Below are 16767 nucleotides of genomic sequence, written 5' to 3'. Positions count from 1 at the left end.
CGTCAACCGACCCCAACCGATGAAGAGGGTATCATGATCACTCGCAGACTGGTTCTTGCCGGCGCCGCCGCGCTCGCGTTCACGACTTCGGCCTCCGCCGACGACTGGAAAGCCAAATATCCCGAACTGACCTTCGCGGTCATTCCGGCGGAAAACGCCTCGGGCGTGACCGAGCGCTGGGCGCCGTTCATGAACTATCTCTCCAAGGAATTGGGCGTGAAGGTCACGCTGCGCATCGCCAACGACTACGCCGCCGTCATCGAGGGCCAGCGCGCCGGCAACATCCATATCGCCAGCTACGGCTCGGCGTCGTTCGCCCGCGCCCGTCTGACCGGCGTCAAGACCGATGCCTTCGCCAACGACATCAACGCCGACGGTTCGACCGGCTACTACTCGGTGTTCTTCGTCAAGGCGAGCAGCCCCTACAAGAGCGTCGACCAGCTCAAGGGCAAGAACCTCGGCCTCGTCGACCCGAACTCGACCTCCGGCAACAATGTGCCGCGCTTCGAGCTCGACAAGATGGGCATCACGGATGCCGACACCTATTTCAGCAAGGTCGTCTTCACCGGTAGCCACGAGAACGCGATCCTGGCGCTGGCGCAGGGCACGGTCGACGTTGCGGCCAACCAGTGGACCAGCGATGACGATTCCACGCTGGCGCAGATGCTGACCAAGGGCATGCTGAAGAATGCCGACGGCTCGCCGATGAAGAAGGACGATTTCCGCATCATCCACAAGTCGGCGCCGATCATCAACGGCCCCTACGCCTACAATTCCGACCTGCCGGAAGATGCCAAGGCGGCGATCGCCAAGGCGTTCTTCGACGCGCCGGCCAAGGACAAGGCGGCCTTCGATCGCCTCCAGGACGGCCAGAAGAAGGGTTTCCATCCCGCCACCACCAAGGACTGGGATGGCACGATCGAGCTGATCAAGTTCGTCGATGCACTGCGTAAGAAGAAGGCGTCCTGAGTTTCGGGACGATAGCACTGGAGCCGGGTCGATGGACCCGGCTCTTTCTCTTTGATCGACCACCTTCCCTGGCCAGATGACCGTCGCGGTTTCGATCCTCCCCGAGCAGCAGCTCGCCGTGCTGAACGCGGCCTATCGCCAGGCGGTCGCGCGCAAGCGGCTCCGACTCCTGTTGGGGCTGGTGATCTTTGCCGCAGCGCTATTTCTTGCCGCGATCGGCGCGGAAGTGAACCTGCGCACCTTCTTCGCCCATTTCGGCAATTTCATCAGCTATTTCGACCGCATTCTCACGCTCGAGAGCGGCCAGCGGGTCTGGACCGATGCCGGCGAATGGCTGTGGGGCTGGCGCAAATGGCTGAAGATGCTGGGCGAGACGTTGCTGATCTCCTATGTCGGCACGCTGATCGGCGCGACCTTGGCCTTCGCCTTGAATTTCTTCGCGGCTGAGAACACCTCACCGTTGCCCTGGCTGCGCTTCGTGGTGCGCCGCCTGCTCGAATTCGCCCGCACCGTGCCGGGCATCGTCTTCGCGCTGATCTTCGTGATCGCCTTCGGCCTCGGGCCGATGGCCGGCGTGCTCGCGATCGCGATCCACTCCACCGGCGCGCTCGGCAAGTTGTTCTCCGAGATCGTTGAGAATGCCGACATGAAGCCGGTTGAAGGCATCCGCTCGACCGGCGCGAGCTGGCTCTCCTGCATGCGCTTCGCCGTGGTGCCGCAGGTGACCGCGGGCTATGCCAGCTATGCGCTGCTGCGCTTCGAGATCAACGTCCGCGAGGCCTCGGTCATGGGCTTCGTCGGTGCCGGCGGCATCGGCCAGGAGCTCGTCGTCGCCATCCGCAAGTTCTATTACTCCGACGTCAGTGCCATCCTGCTCACCATCATCATCACGGTCTTCATCATCGACATCAGCACGGGCTGGCTGCGCGGCCGTCTGTTCGGCAAGGAGGCGCGGACGTGACGAGACCGCAGGAGGTCGACACGCGAGAGCTTCGCGCACGCTACCCCGATGTGTTCGACCGCCCCGCCTCGGCGCGGCTCGCGATGCCGGCGATGATCGTCGCGGCGTTTGCGATTCTGGTCTACGGCCTCGTCGATCTCGACTTCTCGCCGTCGCGATTCTTTGCAGGGCTGAGCCAGCTCGGCTGGATCAGCCTGATGATGATCCCGCCCGATCCTGGTTCCTCGCTGCCGGTCTATCTGAAGGCGCTGGGCGAGACGCTGTCGATCGCGCTGCTCGGCACGACGCTGGCGGCGGTGTTCGCGCTTCCGGTCAGCCTGCTGGCCGCGCGCAACGTCATACCCTCGCAGATCCTGCGTTTTCCGGTTCGCCGCTTCCTGGATTCGATCCGCGGCGTGGACACCCTGATCTGGGCGCTGGTCTGGATCAATGTCGTCGGCCTCGGCCCGTTCGCCGGTGTGCTGGCGATTGCCGTGTCGGATTTCGGTGCGTTCGGAAAACTGTTCTCGGAGGCGATCGAAGGCGCCGACCAGAAGCAGGTCGAAGGCGTCCGCGCCTCCGGCGGCAGTGCTTTGCACGAAATCCGCTTCGGCCTGCTGCCGCAGGTGCTGCCCGTGATCACCGGCCAGGTGCTCTATTTCATCGAATCCAACACGCGCTCGGCAACGATCATCGGCATCGTCGGCGCCGGCGGCATCGGCCTCCAGCTCGCCGAGCAGATCCGCGTGCTGGAATGGCAGCGGGTGTCGTTCCTGATCCTGATGATTCTGGTCGCCGTCGCCGCGATCGATTTCATCTCGAGCAAGTTGCGGTTTGCGATCATTGGGCGCAGGGCGGTGGCGTAGCTTTCTTCCTTCTCCCCTTGTGGGAGAAGGTGGCGCGAAGCGCCGGATGAGGGGTCTGCCTCCTCAAACTCAGATCGGTGTTTGCAGAGACATACCCCTCACCCGTCTCGTCGCTTCGCGACGAGCCACCCTCTCCCACAAGGGGCCTGTTGCGTAATTCGTCAATTGTGATTCCCTAGGGCAAAGCCTTGGAGGGTAGCGATGGCGGTCAAGCGGACGGGACAGCCGAGCTTTGTGGAAGCGCTGATGCCGAAGGGAGCCGGCGCCAATGCGGCGCTGGATCGGCTGGCTGGCCTGGTCAAGTGGTACCGGTTCGAGAAGCTGATCGGCCATTTGCGGGATGAAGGGGGGCCCGGTCGACCAGGCTATCCGGTGCTGGTGCTGTTTCGTGCTGTGCTGTTGCAGTCGCTGTATGGTCTTTCGGAGCGCGAACTCGAGGAAGCGCTGGGCGACCGGTTGTCGTTCAAGCGCTTCGTCGGTTTGAGCCTTGAGGATGCGACGCCCGACCACACGGTCCTGAACCGCTTCCGGAACCAGCTCGTTGAACAAGGCCTGCTGGAGAAGCTGTTTGGCGAACTGGATCGTCAGCTTGAGAATGCCGGCGTGATCCTCAAGCGCGGCACGATGCTGGATGCGACCTTGATCCAGGCAGTCTCGGCTCCGCCCAAGGAGGATCGCCCCTCAAACGATCCTGATGCCCGGTTTGCCAAACGGCAGGGCAAAAGCGGCTCGACCTTCGGCTACAAGGCCCATGTCGGTGTCGACGAAGGATCCGGCTTGATCCGCGCGGTGTTGACCACACCCGCTAACGTCAACGATACGACACCGGCGGACGCTTTGATCCGCGGCGATGAAGCCGTGGTCTGGGCCGATGCGGCTTACGACACCCATGCCCGACGGGCCCGGCTGAAGGCGGAAGGCAAGAAGCCCCGCATCGCTCGTCGGCCCAACAGACATCACCCGGAACTGCCGCCCAGGCTCAAACGCTACAACCTCCTCATCGCGCGTCGACGAGCCCAGGTCGAGACCACCTTCGCTACTCTCAAACGCCGCATGCGGCTGACCTGCATCCGCTACGTCGGTCTGATCAAGGCGACCGGGCAAGTCCTGCTCGCCTCGATCGCCTTCAACATGAGGCGGTGGGCCACGATCGCCGCGTGAGCTGCCCGCTCAGGGCGACAACTACAGATCTTGCCAGGCAATTGCCGGGACCAGGGCACTCGCTCCTGACGTCTTCAGCCTCAAGAGCCGATAACGCAACAGGCCCACAAGGGGAGAGGGGAAGAGAGCGCCGCTCACCCGTTCTCCACCAGAAACTCCACCCGCTCCGCCGCGAACCGCGAATGCTTCGTCACCAGCGGCTTGCCGGCGAGATCGTGGTCGGTCGCGTCGACCACCAGGATCGGCCGTCCCAGCGGCAGATCGAGCCGCGCGGCATCGGTTGCGTCCACGATGCCGGCGGTGATCCGGGTCGCGCCGCGACTGTAGTCGCGGACGCCGTAGTGCTCGAGCAGTTTCGTCATCGAGCGCGTCGCGGCGAATACCTCACCCGCGCCCGGGAACAATTCCGCTGACAGCCAGGTGGTGGAGACGCAGATCGGCGTGCGGTCGGCGAGGCGGATCGCCTCGATTCGCACCAGCGGTGCGCCGGCCTTCAATCCCAGTTCGCGCGCGAGTTCGCGGGTTGCGACGTCGCCGGACGCTTCGATCAGCCGGCCATGCGGTTCGCGGCCATCGGCGCCGACGATCTCGGAGAAGCGGGTGCGCGAGCGCAAGGGATAAGCGAGGCGCTGCGCCTCGACATAGGTTCCGCTGCCGCGTTCGGCGCGCACGATGCCGCGCTCGGCAAGCGCGGCCAGCGCGCGCCGCACGGTGTGGCGGTTCACCCGATAGGTTTCGGCGATCTCCATCTCGCCCGGCAGCTTGTCGCCGGCGGCAAAGCGGCCGTCGGCGATGCCGCGCTCGATGCCGTCGGCAACGAGGCGCCACAGCGCGACGCCCGAAGAGGCTGTGTCCTGCATGCTCATGTCGCCGAGAAGCCTACTTCAGAAATCACACGTTTGTCACGAAACAGTCATGGCGCTTCCGTATCAAGTTGTCTATTATCATAGACAACTTGGATTCGGCAAGTTCTGCAGAAAAGTTCGGTGGATTTGGTGACCCAGCACAACAACCAGCAAGTCCAGCGCAAGGCCGCGATGGCCGTGCTGGCGCACGCGGAGGCGGGCGAGATCGCCGCTCGCCTCCGCGCTCTCGCCCTGCCGGCGCATCAGGAGCTACGCGCGCCGGAAAACGGTCTCGTCATGCTGCGCGGCCGGGTCGGCGGCGACGGCGCGCCGTTCAATGTCGGTGAAGCCACGGTGTCTCGCGCAGCGGTCCGGCTCGCGAGCGGCGAGGTCGGCTTCGGCTACACGCTGGGGCGCGATGGCGAAAAGGCGCGGCTGATCGCGCTGTGCGACGCACTGGCGCAGTCCAGTGATTTCGGCGAGGCGGTGGAGCGTGACGTTATCGCGCCGTTGCGCGAGCAGCTTATGATCCAGCGCAAGCAGGCGGCCGCCGAGACCGCTGCGACGAAGGTTGATTTCTACACCATGGTGCGCGGTGAGGGGTGAGGCCATGACCACGATTGCGGAACTACCGCCGGGTTTCGTCGACAAGGTTCTGTCGGCCCAATCGACCTTTCGTTCGGTGATGGACGCGATGGCGCGGCCGGGCACGGTCCAGCGCATTGTGCCGATGGCGGGATCGCCCGGCCCGATGATGCGCGGCACCGCCGCGATCGCGCTGACGCTGTTCGATCACGACACGCCGCTCTGGCTCGATGCAAGGATGGCGGAGAGATCGGACGTGGTGAAATGGCTCAAGTTCCACACCGGCGCGCCGGTGGTGCAGGACTCTTCGATTGCGAGTTTCGCGCTGATCAGCGACGGCGCCTTGCTTCCGGCGCTCGAACGCTTCGCGCTCGGCACCAACGAATATCCGGATCGCTCGACCACAGTGATCCTTCAGGTCGAGAGCCTGGATTCGGGGCGCAGCTTCGAATTGCGTGGCCCCGGCATCGACGGTGTCGCGACGCTTCAGGCCTCGATCAGGCCTTTCGACCTGTTCGAACGGCTGCAGTTCAACGAGGCGCTGTTTCCGCGCGGCATCGATTTGGTGCTGGTCGCCGATGATGCCGTGGTTGCGATCCCGCGCACCACGCGTGTCGTGAACAAGGGAAGCTAGTCGCATGTATGTCGCAGTCAAAGGCGGCGAGCGCGCCATCGAGAACGCCCATCGCCTGCTCGCCAATGCGCGGCGTGGCGACCAGAGCGTTTCCGAGGTCACGCTGGATCAGATCTCGGAGCAGCTTGGCCTCGCCGTGGACCGCGTCATGAGCGAAGGGTCGCTCTATGACCGCGAGCTCGCGGCGCTCGCGATCAAGCAGGCGCGCGGGGACCTGATCGAGGCGATCTTCCTGGTCCGCGCCTTCCGCGCCACCCTGCCGCGCTTCGGCGCCAGCGAGCCGGTCGAGACCGGCGCGATGCGGGTGCAGCGGCGGGTGTCGGCGACCTTCAAGGACATTCCCGGCGGCCAGATCCTCGGGCCGACCTTCGACTACACGCATCGTCTGCTCGATCCCTCGCTTGGCCAGGGCTTTGTGCCTGAAGTGCCGGCGACGGCCGAAGCTTCGACGGCGCCCACGCCGCGTGTGACCGACATTCTGGGCCGCGACGGGCTGATCGAGTCCTCTCCGCGGGCCGAAGACGGCGCCAGCGTCGGCGATCTCACGCGCGAACCGCTGAACTTCCCGGCCGATCGCGACCTGCGCCTGCAAAACCTCGCGCGCGGTGACGAAGGCTTTCTGCTGGCGATGGGTTATTCCACCCAGCGTGGTTACGGCCGTAACCATCCTTTCGTCGGCGAGATCCGCTTCGGCGAGGTCGAGGTCGAATTTTTCGCGGAAGACGTCGGCTTCGCGGTGCCGCTCGGCTCCATCGAGCTCACCGAGTGCCAGATGGTCAACCAGTTCAAGGGTTCGGCGACGGAAGCGCCGTGCTTCACCCGCGGCTATGGTCTTGCCTTCGGCCAGAGCGAGCGCAAGACCATGTCGATGGCGCTGGTCGACCGGGCGCTGCGTGCCCGCGAGCTCGGCGAAGAGGCCGTAGCCCCGGCGCAAGATGAAGAATTCGTGATGTCGCATTCGGACAACGTCCAGGCGACCGGCTTCGTCGAGCATCTGAAGCTGCCGCATTATGTCGACTTCCAGTCCGAGCTCGGCCTCCTTCGCAAGCTGCGCAAGGAATTTGCCGAGGCCAATGCGCCCGACGCCATGAAGGAGGCCGCGGAATGAACGCGCCCGCCTACAATTTCGCCTATCTCGACGAGCAGACCAAGCGGATGATCCGCCGCGCGATCCTCAAGGCGATTGCTATTCCGGGTTATCAGGTGCCGTTCGCCAGCCGTGAAATGCCGATGCCCTATGGCTGGGGCACCGGCGGCGTGCAGGTGACCGCGGCGATCCTGGGGCCGCAGGATGTGCTGAAGGTGATCGACCAGGGTTCCGACGACACGACGAATGCGATCTCGATCCGCAAATTCTTCGCCAAGACCGCCGGCGTCGCCACGACCACGGCAACAGAAGATGCGACCGTGATCCAGACCCGTCACCGCATCCCGGAGACCGCGCTGCACGCGAACCAGGTGCTGGTCTATCAGGTGCCGATCCCGGAGCCGTTGCGTTTCCTCGAACCGCGCGAGACCGAGACGCGGCGCATGCATGCGCTGGCCGAATACGGCCTGATGCATGTGAAGCTCTACGAGGACATCGCCCGCTTCGGCCACATCGCCACCGCCTACGCCTATCCGGTGAAGGTGAACGCGCGCTACGTGATGGACCCGTCGCCGACGCCGAAATTCGACAATCCCAAGATGGACAATTGCCCGGCGCTGCAATTGTTCGGCGCCGGTCGCGAGAAGCGCATCTATGCGATCCCGCCCTATACGCAGGTGGTGTCGCTCGATTTCGAGGATCACCCGTTCGAGCCGTACCGCTTCAACGCGCCCTGCGCGCTGTGCGCGGCCGAGAATTCCTATCTCGACGAGATCGTCACCGACGACAAGGGCGGGCGCATGTTCGTGTGCTCGGACACCGACTATTGCGAGGGCCGCCAGGCCGCCGGCCATCACGGCAGCCTCAGCGCCGCGCCGTACAAGGACAAGGCGGGCTCACATGGCTGATCAAGACATGGCTGATCTCGATAAGCTCGAAAACGACCAGCCGCTGCTGGTCGCAGAATCCCTCAGCAAATCCTATGGCCGCATCGCCGCGTGCCGCGACGTGTCGTTCTCGCTCTACCCCGGCGAGGTGCTGGCGATCGTCGGCGAGTCCGGCTCGGGCAAGTCGACGCTGCTGCAAATGCTGTCGGGCCAGCTCGCGCCGAGCGCCGGCCAGGTGTCGTACCGGATGCGTGACGGCGTCACCCGCGATCTCACGAGCCTTGGCGAAGCCGAGCGACGCTTCCTGTTCCGCACCGACTGGGGCTATGTCCACCAGGATCCCGCGCAGGGCCTGCGCATGGCGGTCTCGGCCGGCGCCAATGTCGGCGAGCGGCTGATGGCGGTGGGCTGGAATCACTACGGCCGCATTCGCGATACCGCCTCGGACTGGCTCACCCGCGTCGAGATCGACATCGCGCGCATCGACGATGCACCGCGCACCTATTCCGGCGGCATGCGCCAGCGTCTCCAGATCGCGCGCAACCTCGTCACCGAGCCGCGGCTGGTGTTCATGGACGAGCCGACCGGCGGTCTGGACGTGTCTGTCCAGGCGCGCCTGCTCGACCTCGTGCGCAGCCTCGTCGCGGAGCTGCACCTCGCCGTCATCATCGTCACCCACGATCTCGCGGTCGCGCGACTGCTGTCGCATCGCGTGATGGTGATGAAGGGCGGCCGTGTCATCGAGACCGGTCTCACCGACCAGGTGCTCGATGACCCCCGCGAGCCCTATACCCAGCTCCTCGTCTCCTCGATTTTGCCGCCATAAGCCTTCCAAGATGAGTTTTCCGATGACCGCCATGATCGACATCGCCGCCGCGAAAAAGACCTTTACGATGCACCTGCAGGGCGGCATCGAATTGCCTGTCGTCAGCGGCGTGACCTTCCACGTCAACCCGGGCGAATGCGTCGTGCTCTCAGGCCCGTCCGGGGCCGGCAAGTCGTCGATCCTGAAGATGATCTTTGGCAACTACCGCTGCGACTCCGGCCGCATCGGCATCCGCCACCGCGGCGCGGTGGTCGATCTCGCCACCGCCGAGCCGCGGCAGGTCCTCAACATCCGCCGCTCCACCATCGGCTACGTCAGCCAGTTTTTGCGGGCGGTGCCGCGTGTTGCGACCATCGACGTCGTCGCGGAGCCACTGATCGTGAACGGCACGGCCCGCGCCGACGCACAGGCCCGCGCCGGCGAGTTGCTGCACCGCCTCAACATTCCTGAAAGACTCTGGCAGTTGCCGCCCGCGACTTTCTCCGGCGGCGAGCAGCAGCGCGTCAACATCGCGCGCGGCTTCATCTCGGAGCTGCCGATCCTGCTGCTGGACGAGCCGACCGCCTCGCTCGATGCCGCCAACCGCGCCGTCGTGGTCGATCTGGTCGCGGAGAAGAAGTGCCAGGGCGTCGCCATGGTCGCCATTGTCCACGACGACGAAATCCGCCATTTGATTGCCGACCGTATTGTTGACGTCACCAGCTTTGCCGCCGCCGCCTGAAGGAAATGGAAATGAACGCCAAGCCGAAGGACACAGTGATCGCCAACGCCAGGATCGTGCTGGCTGACCGGGTGATCGAGCAGGGCTGGCTCGCTCTCGCGGATGGACGCATCGCCGAGATCGGCGAGGGCAGGGCGCCTGCGGGCGCCGAGGATGCCGGCGGCGACCTCATCATGCCCGGCCTGATCGAGCTCCACACCGACCACCTCGAAGCGCATTACGTGCCGCGCCCAAAGGTGTTCTGGAACCCGGTCGCTGCCGTCATCTCCTATGACGGCCAGCTCGCGACGTCAGGCATCACCACCGTGTTCGACTCGCTCCGGGTCTGGCGCGAGGACGGCGCCGAGGAAGTCGATGGCCGCGCCGGCGTGCTCGCCGCCGCCATCACGACCGCCCGCGATGCCGACCTGCTGCGCGCCGACCACTTCCTGCATCTGCGCTGCGAAATCCCGATGCCGAGCGTGGTGGAGGAGGCCAAGGAGCTGATCGATCGTCCCGACGTCAAGCTGATGTCGCTGATGGACCACACGCCCGGCCAGCGCCAGTTCCGCGACGAGGTCAAGCTGCGCGACTATTATCGCGGCAAGGGCGGCGGCAAGACCGATGCCGAGCTCGACGAGCTGTTCGCGAAGCGCTTCGAGTATCAGAAGCTCTATGCCGCGACCAACATGCGCGAGATCGTGTCGCTGGCGCACAAATACAACATTCCGCTGGCGAGCCACGACGACACCACCGAGGAGAACGTCGTGGACGCCGTGCGCGATCGCGTCTCGGTGGCGGAGTTCCCGACGACGCTGGAGGCCGCGCGCGGCCTGCATCAGGCCGGCATCGACATCCTGATGGGTGCGCCGAACGTCGTGCGCGGCGGCTCGCACTCCGGCAACATCGCCGCGGTCGATCTCGCCCGCGAGGGCCTGCTCGACATCCTGTCGTCGGACTACATCCCGTCCAGCCTCCTGATGGCCGCGCTGCAATTGCCGGAGCATGTGCCCGCGATCAGCCTGCCGGCGGCGGTTCGTACCGTGACGAAGGCGCCGGCCGAGGCGGTTGGCCTTTTGGATCGTGGCGAGGTCGCGATCGGCAAGCGCGCCGACCTGATCCGCGTGCATGTCGCAGGCGACGTTCCCGTGGTCCGCAGCGTCTGGCGCGAAGGAAACCGCGTCGCATGAGCGAGACCGCGACCATGGCACACGATGAGGCCAGCGGGATCGGACCCGGGCGGCTCGTGCTCGTGGTCGGTCCCAGCGGTGCCGGCAAGGACACGCTGTTGCGGCTCGCACAGGCGGCCTGCGTCGACGATCGCGACATCGTCTTTCCGCGCCGTGTCGTGACGCGCGAATCTTCCGAAACCGAAGACAACATGGCGATGAGCCAGGACGAATTCCGCCGCGCGCGCGAGCACGGCGATTTCGCCGTGCACTGGGAAGCACACGGTCATTCCTACGCTCTTCCGCTCGAAATCAATGATGACATCCTCGCCGGCCGGGCCGTCGTCGCCAATGTCTCGCGCACGGTGATCGGCGCGCTCCGCCAGGCCTATACCAACGTCGTCGTGGTCGCGATCACGGCGCCGCCTGACGTGCTGGCGCAGCGGCTTGCTGCCCGGGCCCGGCACAGCGACGGCAATATCGCGGATCGCCTCGCGCGCAGCGTCGACGACGCATCGGCCAATGCCGATGTCACCATCCTCAACGCGGGCAGCGCGGACTATCACAGCCGCCAGCTCGTGCGTGTGATCAGGAACGAAGGCTGGCACGAATAGCCGGCGCAACAAGGAGAACGGAATGTCGGTGATTGAAACGGTCGAACAGCTGGAGGCCATCTACGGTGCCGTTGGTGATGCCTCGACCGTGAAAGTCGCCGACCACGTTACCCCGCTCTACCGCATCTTCATCGAGAAGGCGCCGTTTGCCGCGCTCGCCACCATCGGGCCGGAAGGGATCGACTGCTCGCCGCGGGGCGATCTCCCCGGCTTCGTTCGCATCCATGATCCGAAGACGCTGATGCTGCCGGATCGCCGCGGCAACAACCGGGTCGACTCCTTGCGCAACATCGTGCGCGATCCCAGGGTGTCGCTGATGTTCCTGATCCCCGGTTCCGGCAATGCGGTGCGGGCCAACGGCCGCGCTTGTCTCTCCGTCGATCCCGAGCTGCTCGCCTCGTTCAAGGTCGAGGGCAAGGCGCCGCGCAGCGTCATGGTGATGAATGTGGACGAAATCTATTTCCAGTGCGCCCGCGCCATCGTCCGCTCCGACCTCTGGAATCCCGACAAGCGGATCGATCCGAAGACGCTGCCGACGCCCGGCCAGATTCTCGCCGAGATGAGCGAGAACAAGGTCGGCGGCGCGGAGTACGACCGCATCTGGCCGGAGCGCGCTGCGGCGACGATGTGGTAGCTCTCTCTTACCCTCTCCCCCTTGTGGGAGAGGGTGGATCGCCGCGAAGCGGCGAGACGGGTGAGGGGTATCTCTCCTCACGAAAAGGAGCCGTAGGGTGGGCAAAGGCGCACTTGCGCCGTGCCCACCACCCATCCAACACCGCGATAGAAATGGTGGGCACGCTCCGCTTTGCCCACCCTACGGCTCACGAAGAGCGGTGCGCGCCGAGAGATACCCCTCATCCGGCGCTTCGCGCCACCTTCTCCCGCAAGGGGAGAAGGAAAGGCGGCACCATCTTCGCTCCTAGTTAAACGCCATCCCGCCACTCAGCGCGATGGTCTGCCCGGTCATGTAGGCATTGTCGACCAGCAGCATCACGGTTTTCGCCACCTCATCGGCCGTGCCGAAGCGGCCGAGCGGGATGCGGCTGACGAGCTGGGGCTGGCCGCTCATCATGTCGGTCTCGATCAGTGACGGAGCTACCGCGTTGACGGTGATGCCTTCCTTCACCAACCGCGCCGCATAACCGCGCGTAAGGCCCTCCATGCCGGCCTTGGATGCATTGTAGTGCGGGCCGATCGAGCCGGCACCGCGCGCCGCGCCCGAGGAGATGTTGACGATGCGGCCCCATTTCCGTGCGCGCATCGACGGCAGCACCGCCTGCGTGCACAGGAAGACTGATTTCAGGTTGACCAGGATGGTACGGTCGAAATCGTCCTCGGTGAGATCGTCAACGCCGCGCGTGATGGCGATGCCGGCATTGTTGACGAGGATGTCGATCGGTCCGAGCCCGGCCGTGACGCGCTCGACCATTGTAGCCACGGCGTCGCGCTGCGAGACGTCGGCGGCAGCGACAATGGCGCGTCCGCCTTGCTTGCCGATTTCGCCTGCCAGCTTTTCGGCTTGCCCGATCTGCTCCCGGCAGTTGATCGCCACCGCCGCGCCTGATGCGGCCAGGGCGCGACAGACGGCTGCGCCAATCCCGCGCGAGCCACCGGTGACGAGCGCGGTGCGCCCCTTCAGATCATCCGCCATGTCCGGATCTCCCAAATTGTCTGTTTTGACGTCGCGCGAGCGTACCATGCCCGCCGCCCGCGCCTGTTGAACTCATTGCGAGATGAATCCGTCTGTCGGTGCTTGCACCGGGAGAAGCGCGCCAGCGCGCTCGTGCCAAATATGGATAGCCATTTCATTGACCGAACGCGCCAATCGCTCAATATTCGCAGCATCGAAACTGCTCCTCGGGCTTGATGTCGCGATATGAGAACCGATCACCAGCGTAATCCCAGCGACATGCACGCGTGCATGACGCGGCGCTGTTTCTCGGCGGCAACCGGCGCCTGTTGTTGTTGCTGATCGCCTCCTAGCAACCTCCCACAGCACAAATCCCACGACAGGAACGCCGAGATTCCGGCGAACGAGCAGTCATGTCCCAAATCCAGTCCAACGCCTACATCATTGAAATCCAAGACCGCGCCGCCGGCATCATCACAAGAGATGAGCGCGGCTTCCGCTTTTTCTCCTCCGAGCGCCTGTTCGACAGCCTCGAAGGCCGCCAGTTCCGCTCGGCGCGCGAGGCCGAACGAGCCGCGCGTGCGGTGTTTTCGGAGCGGAGCCGCCGTGCCAATTCCCCACTCTTCGCCAACTGAACCTGACGCAAAGGACCGCAACATGATTGCACGACGACATATCCTGACCGCAGCGCTTCTCCTCGCAACCGCCCTGGCCGCACCCGCACGCGCCGAGGAAAAGCCGGCGGAAATCCGCATCGGCACCCAGAAGGGCGGCTTCTTCCCGGCGGTGCGCCAGCGTCAAACGCTCGAAAACGCCTTCAGGCCGCTCGGCATCGAAGTCAGATGGATCGACTTCCAGTTCGGTCCGCCGCTGCTGGAGGCCATCAACGTCGGCAGCGTCGATTTCGGCTTCGTCGGCGACACGCCGCCGATCTTCGCGCAAGCCGGCGGCGCAAAAATAAAATATGTCGCGGCCGTGAAGTCCGAGGGCGACAACCAGGCGATCATCGTGCCGAAGGATTCAGCCATCAAGACGCTCGCCGATCTCAAAGGCAAGCGCGTCGCCTTCGGCAAGGGATCGAGCGCGCACAATCTCCTGGTCGCCTCGCTCGAAAAGGCCGGCCTGTCCTGGTCCGACATCACGCCCGCGCCGCTCGCGCCGGCCGATGCGACGGCGGCCTTCGTGAAAGGCTCGGTCGACGCCTGGTCGATCTGGGATCCCTATCTCGCGCTCGCTGAATTGAAGGAGAACGCCCGCGTTCTCGTCTTCGACAAGGACGTGCACAAGCCGAACGCCTACTACATCGCCAACACCGACTTCGTCGAGAAATATCCGTCGCTGGTCGCGAAGCTCAACACGACCTTCGCCTCCGAAGGCAAGTGGGCGGAGCAGCATCACGAGGAGGTCGCAAAGGCGCAGGCCGAGGCGACCGGCGTCGACATCGAAGCTGTCAGGCGCTTCGTCAACCGCTCCGTCTACAGCGTGGTGCCGCTCGACGCGGAGGTGATCAGGACGCAGCAGGCCGTCGCCGACCGTTTTGCAAAGCTCGGCCTGATCCCGAAGCCGGTCAACGTCTCCGACATCGTCTGGAAGTGGACGCCGGGTTCGTAAGATGAGGCTAGGAAGACGTCGTCATGCCCGGGCTTGTCCCGGGCATCCACGTTCTTCGTCCCGAATAGCTAGACGTGGATGGCCGGGACAAGCCCGGCCATGACGCCCGTGGAGGCTGTCTTCTATCTAAACCCTCAGCCCCTCAACGCCGTCAGCAATTCATCCGGGCGCTCTGCCATGATCATGTGGCCCGCGCCCGGCACCACGACGGTCTTCGCATGCGGGATCGCCGCGGCGAGCGCCTTGCCCGCCTTCGCCGGTGTCATCATGTCGCGTTCGCCGAGGATGAGCGTCGTCGCCACCTTGACGCTCGCGGCAGCAGTCAGCGCATTCGCGTAAGCATTGCAGGCCGACAAATCCCTGAACAGCACGCCCGGCTCGCAAGACTTCAGCACCGCCTGTGCGCCGCCATGCATCCACAGGCCCGGCGCGAGGCTGCCGCCGAGCTCGGCGTTGAAGCCGAGGCCCCAGATCGACACCATGTCGTTGGCATCCTGCGAGTTGGCCTCGGCCGCTTTCAGCAGATCCGGGCCGACTGACATGGTCGCGGCGGTGCCGATCAGGCTCAGCGCGGACACCTTGTCGGGGTGACGCGCCGCCGTCTCCAGCGAGATCAGCGATCCCATGGAATGGCCGATCAGGTGCGCCTTAGCCACGCCGGCCGCGGCGAGCAATGCCGCCGTCCAGTCCGCCATCTCGGCGATCGTTGACAGCGAAGGTCCGGCCGAGCGGCCGTGGCCGGGCAGGTCGGGCGCCAGCACGGAAAATCCGTGATGGGCGAACCAGCGCGTATGCAGCGCCCAGGTCGAGTGATCGAAGCCGGCGCCGTGGATGAACGCGACCGCGGGCAGGGACTTGTCGAACTCGCGGCCGCCGTTTGCGACAAACACCTCGGCGCCGTTGACAGTGAGCTTCATGGTGTCAGACCTTTTGCGAGATGCGCAGCGCCTGCGCAAGATCGTCGATGATGTCGCTTGCCGTCTCGATGCCGACCGACAGCCGCACCAGCTCTTCGCCGATGCCGGCGGCCTTGAGCTGTTCGGCATCCATCTGCTGATGCGTGGTCGAGGCCGGGTGGATCACCAGTGTCTTGGCGTCGCCGACATTGGCGAGGTGGCTGATCATGCGCAGCGACTCGATGAATTTTCGGCCGGCGGGTCGCCCGCCCTTGATGCCGAAGGAGACGATCGAGCCTGCGCCGCGCGGCAGCAATTGCTTTGCAAGCTGGTAGTCCGTGTGATCCTCCAGCGAAGGATGTAGCACCCAATCGACGGCCTTGTTCGACTTCAGCGCCTCCAGCACCAGATGTGTGTTCTGGATATGCCGGTCCATGCGCACGCCGAGCGTCTCCACGCCCTGCAAGAGCTGGAAGGCGTTGGTCGGGGACAAGCAGGCGCCGAAATCGCGCAGGCCCTCGGTGCGCGCGCGCATGATGAAGGCGCTCGTGCCGAACTGTTCGTCGAAAACGATGCCGTGATAACCGCCATAGGGCTCGGTCAGCACGCCGAACTTTCCGGAGCTACGCCAGTCGAACCGGCCGCCGTCGACGATGGCGCCGCCGATCGCGATGCCGTGGCCGCCGATCCATTTGGTTGCCGAATGCATTACGATGTCGGCGCCTAACTCGATGGGACGGCTGAGATAGGGCGTGGCAAACGTATTGTCGATCAGCAGCGGAATCTTTGCCTCATGCGCGATCGCCGCGACCTTCGGAATGTCCAGCACCTCGAGCCCGGGATTGCCGATGGTCTCGCCGATCACGAGCCGGGTGTTCGGCCTGATCGCCGCACGGAACGCGTCGAGATCGCGCGGCTTGACGAAGGTCGTGGTGATGCCGAAACGCGGCAGCGTGTGCGCCAGCAAATTGATGGTGCCGCCATAGAGCGAGCTCGACGCCACGATATGGTCGCCGGCATTCAAAAGCGTCGCGATGGCCAGATGCAGCGCGGCCATGCCGCTTGCGGTGCAGATCGCGCCGACGCCGCCTTCGAGCGCCGCGAGCCGCTCTTCCAGCACACCGGTGGTCGGATTGGAGATGCGCGTATAGATGTGGCCGGCGCGCTCCAGATTGAACAGCGCGGCGGCGTGGTCGGAATCCTGGAACACATAGGACGTGGTCTGGTAGATCGGCACCGCGCGGGCGCCGGTCGCGGGATCCGGATGCTGTCCCGCGTGCAGGCTCAGGGTCTCGAAGGCTGGCGGTTTCGGCGCGGGCATGCGTGGCCTCGTTGGTCGGTCGGCGG

At 65.0% G+C, this 16767-nt stretch carries 19 protein-coding genes; 15 read left to right on the top strand and 4 right to left on the bottom strand.

Annotated elements, in window-relative coordinates; translation table 11 throughout:
* The first annotated feature begins 33 nt into the window (after positions 1-33).
* The 4 genes from phnD to AB7245_RS42585 all read left to right on the top strand — a co-directional run bounded on the left by phnD (position 34) and on the right by AB7245_RS42585 (position 3936).
* Entirely contained in the window at positions 34-969 is a 936-nt protein-coding gene (phnD, locus tag AB7245_RS42600) for a phosphonate ABC transporter substrate-binding protein (RefSeq protein ID WP_063979768.1), read from the top strand.
* A gap of 76 nt (positions 970-1045) precedes the next feature.
* The gene (gene phnE / locus AB7245_RS42595) at positions 1046-1930 is read left to right on the top strand and encodes a phosphonate ABC transporter, permease protein PhnE (RefSeq protein WP_085400048.1); all 885 of its coding nucleotides are present in this window, start codon (positions 1046-1048) and stop codon (positions 1928-1930) included.
* Entirely contained in the window at positions 1927-2775 is an 849-nt protein-coding gene (gene phnE / locus AB7245_RS42590) for a phosphonate ABC transporter, permease protein PhnE (protein ID WP_439035662.1), read from the top strand. The genes phnE (AB7245_RS42595) and phnE (AB7245_RS42590) overlap by 4 nt, the downstream gene beginning before the upstream one ends.
* Before the next feature lie 201 nt (positions 2776-2976).
* Positions 2977-3936, top strand: coding sequence for an IS5 family transposase (locus AB7245_RS42585; RefSeq protein ID WP_085398127.1), 960 nt, complete (start codon positions 2977-2979; stop codon positions 3934-3936).
* A gap of 134 nt (positions 3937-4070) precedes the next feature.
* On the opposite strand, the gene phnF is transcribed toward AB7245_RS42585, so the two are convergent.
* Positions 4071-4802: a phosphonate metabolism transcriptional regulator PhnF gene (gene phnF / locus AB7245_RS42580; protein WP_071909231.1), complete on the bottom strand. Its 732-nt coding sequence runs from the start codon at positions 4800-4802 to the stop codon at positions 4071-4073.
* A 120-nt stretch (positions 4803-4922) separates the two neighbouring features.
* On the opposite strand from phnF, the gene phnG reads away from it, so the two are divergent.
* The 9 genes from phnG to AB7245_RS42535 are packed head-to-tail and all read left to right on the top strand — an operon-like array spanning position 4923 to position 11917.
* Complete coding sequence (gene phnG / locus AB7245_RS42575; RefSeq protein ID WP_085400868.1) at positions 4923-5387, top strand: phosphonate C-P lyase system protein PhnG; 465 nt, start codon at positions 4923-4925, stop codon at positions 5385-5387.
* A 4-nt stretch (positions 5388-5391) separates the two neighbouring features.
* On the top strand, positions 5392-6000 hold the full coding sequence (phnH, locus tag AB7245_RS42570) for a phosphonate C-P lyase system protein PhnH (protein WP_085400870.1): 609 nt from the start codon (positions 5392-5394) through the stop codon (positions 5998-6000).
* Positions 6001-6004: 4 nt separating this feature from the next.
* A complete protein-coding gene (locus AB7245_RS42565) occupies positions 6005-7108 on the top strand; it encodes a carbon-phosphorus lyase complex subunit PhnI (RefSeq protein ID WP_085400872.1) in 1104 nt (367 codons plus the stop codon).
* The gene (locus AB7245_RS42560) at positions 7105-7995 is read left to right on the top strand and encodes an alpha-D-ribose 1-methylphosphonate 5-phosphate C-P-lyase PhnJ (RefSeq protein ID WP_085400873.1); all 891 of its coding nucleotides are present in this window, start codon (positions 7105-7107) and stop codon (positions 7993-7995) included. The genes AB7245_RS42565 and AB7245_RS42560 overlap by 4 nt, the downstream gene beginning before the upstream one ends.
* Positions 7996-8002: 7 nt before the next feature.
* On the top strand, positions 8003-8800 hold the full coding sequence (gene phnK / locus AB7245_RS42555) for a phosphonate C-P lyase system protein PhnK (RefSeq protein WP_085400875.1): 798 nt from the start codon (positions 8003-8005) through the stop codon (positions 8798-8800).
* Positions 8801-8822: 22 nt separating this feature from the next.
* The gene (phnL, locus tag AB7245_RS42550) at positions 8823-9521 is read left to right on the top strand and encodes a phosphonate C-P lyase system protein PhnL (RefSeq protein WP_085400877.1); all 699 of its coding nucleotides are present in this window, start codon (positions 8823-8825) and stop codon (positions 9519-9521) included.
* An 11-nt stretch (positions 9522-9532) separates the two neighbouring features.
* Positions 9533-10690, top strand: a complete 1158-nt coding sequence (locus AB7245_RS42545) for an alpha-D-ribose 1-methylphosphonate 5-triphosphate diphosphatase (RefSeq protein WP_085400972.1) — start codon at positions 9533-9535, stop codon at positions 10688-10690.
* Complete coding sequence (gene phnN / locus AB7245_RS42540; protein WP_135216932.1) at positions 10687-11283, top strand: phosphonate metabolism protein/1,5-bisphosphokinase (PRPP-forming) PhnN; 597 nt, start codon at positions 10687-10689, stop codon at positions 11281-11283. Before AB7245_RS42545 ends, phnN begins: the two co-directional genes overlap by 4 nt.
* A 22-nt stretch (positions 11284-11305) precedes the next feature.
* Entirely contained in the window at positions 11306-11917 is a 612-nt protein-coding gene (locus AB7245_RS42535; protein ID WP_071909237.1) for a pyridoxamine 5'-phosphate oxidase family protein, read from the top strand.
* A 285-nt stretch (positions 11918-12202) separates the two neighbouring features.
* Here AB7245_RS42535 and AB7245_RS42530 read toward each other — a convergent pair whose 3' ends face one another.
* The gene (locus tag AB7245_RS42530) at positions 12203-12934 is read right to left on the bottom strand and encodes an SDR family NAD(P)-dependent oxidoreductase (protein WP_135216931.1); all 732 of its coding nucleotides are present in this window, start codon (positions 12932-12934) and stop codon (positions 12203-12205) included.
* A 392-nt stretch (positions 12935-13326) separates the two neighbouring features.
* On the opposite strand from AB7245_RS42530, the gene AB7245_RS42525 reads away from it, so the two are divergent.
* Entirely contained in the window at positions 13327-13548 is a 222-nt protein-coding gene (locus AB7245_RS42525) for a hypothetical protein (protein WP_085400880.1), read from the top strand.
* 22 nt (positions 13549-13570) lie between these two features.
* Positions 13571-14524 (top strand): aliphatic sulfonate ABC transporter substrate-binding protein, encoded by a 954-nt coding sequence (locus AB7245_RS42520; protein WP_085400882.1) that lies wholly within the window; start codon positions 13571-13573, stop codon positions 14522-14524.
* 134 nt (positions 14525-14658) lie between these two features.
* Here AB7245_RS42520 and AB7245_RS42515 read toward each other — a convergent pair whose 3' ends face one another.
* A complete protein-coding gene (locus AB7245_RS42515; RefSeq protein ID WP_085400883.1) occupies positions 14659-15441 on the bottom strand; it encodes an alpha/beta fold hydrolase in 783 nt (260 codons plus the stop codon).
* A 4-nt stretch (positions 15442-15445) separates the two neighbouring features.
* A complete protein-coding gene (locus AB7245_RS42510; protein ID WP_085400885.1) occupies positions 15446-16741 on the bottom strand; it encodes an O-acetylhomoserine aminocarboxypropyltransferase in 1296 nt (431 codons plus the stop codon).
* Positions 16742-16767: the final 26 nt, after the last annotated feature.

Origin of the sequence: Bradyrhizobium sp. 604_D8_N2_3 (genome assembly GCF_051810765.1) — a bacterium.
Taxonomy (GTDB): Bacteria; Pseudomonadota; Alphaproteobacteria; order Rhizobiales; family Xanthobacteraceae; genus Bradyrhizobium; species Bradyrhizobium barranii.
The sequence above is the reverse complement of the archived record's forward strand: the minus strand, read 5'-3'. Positions and strand labels throughout refer to the sequence as shown.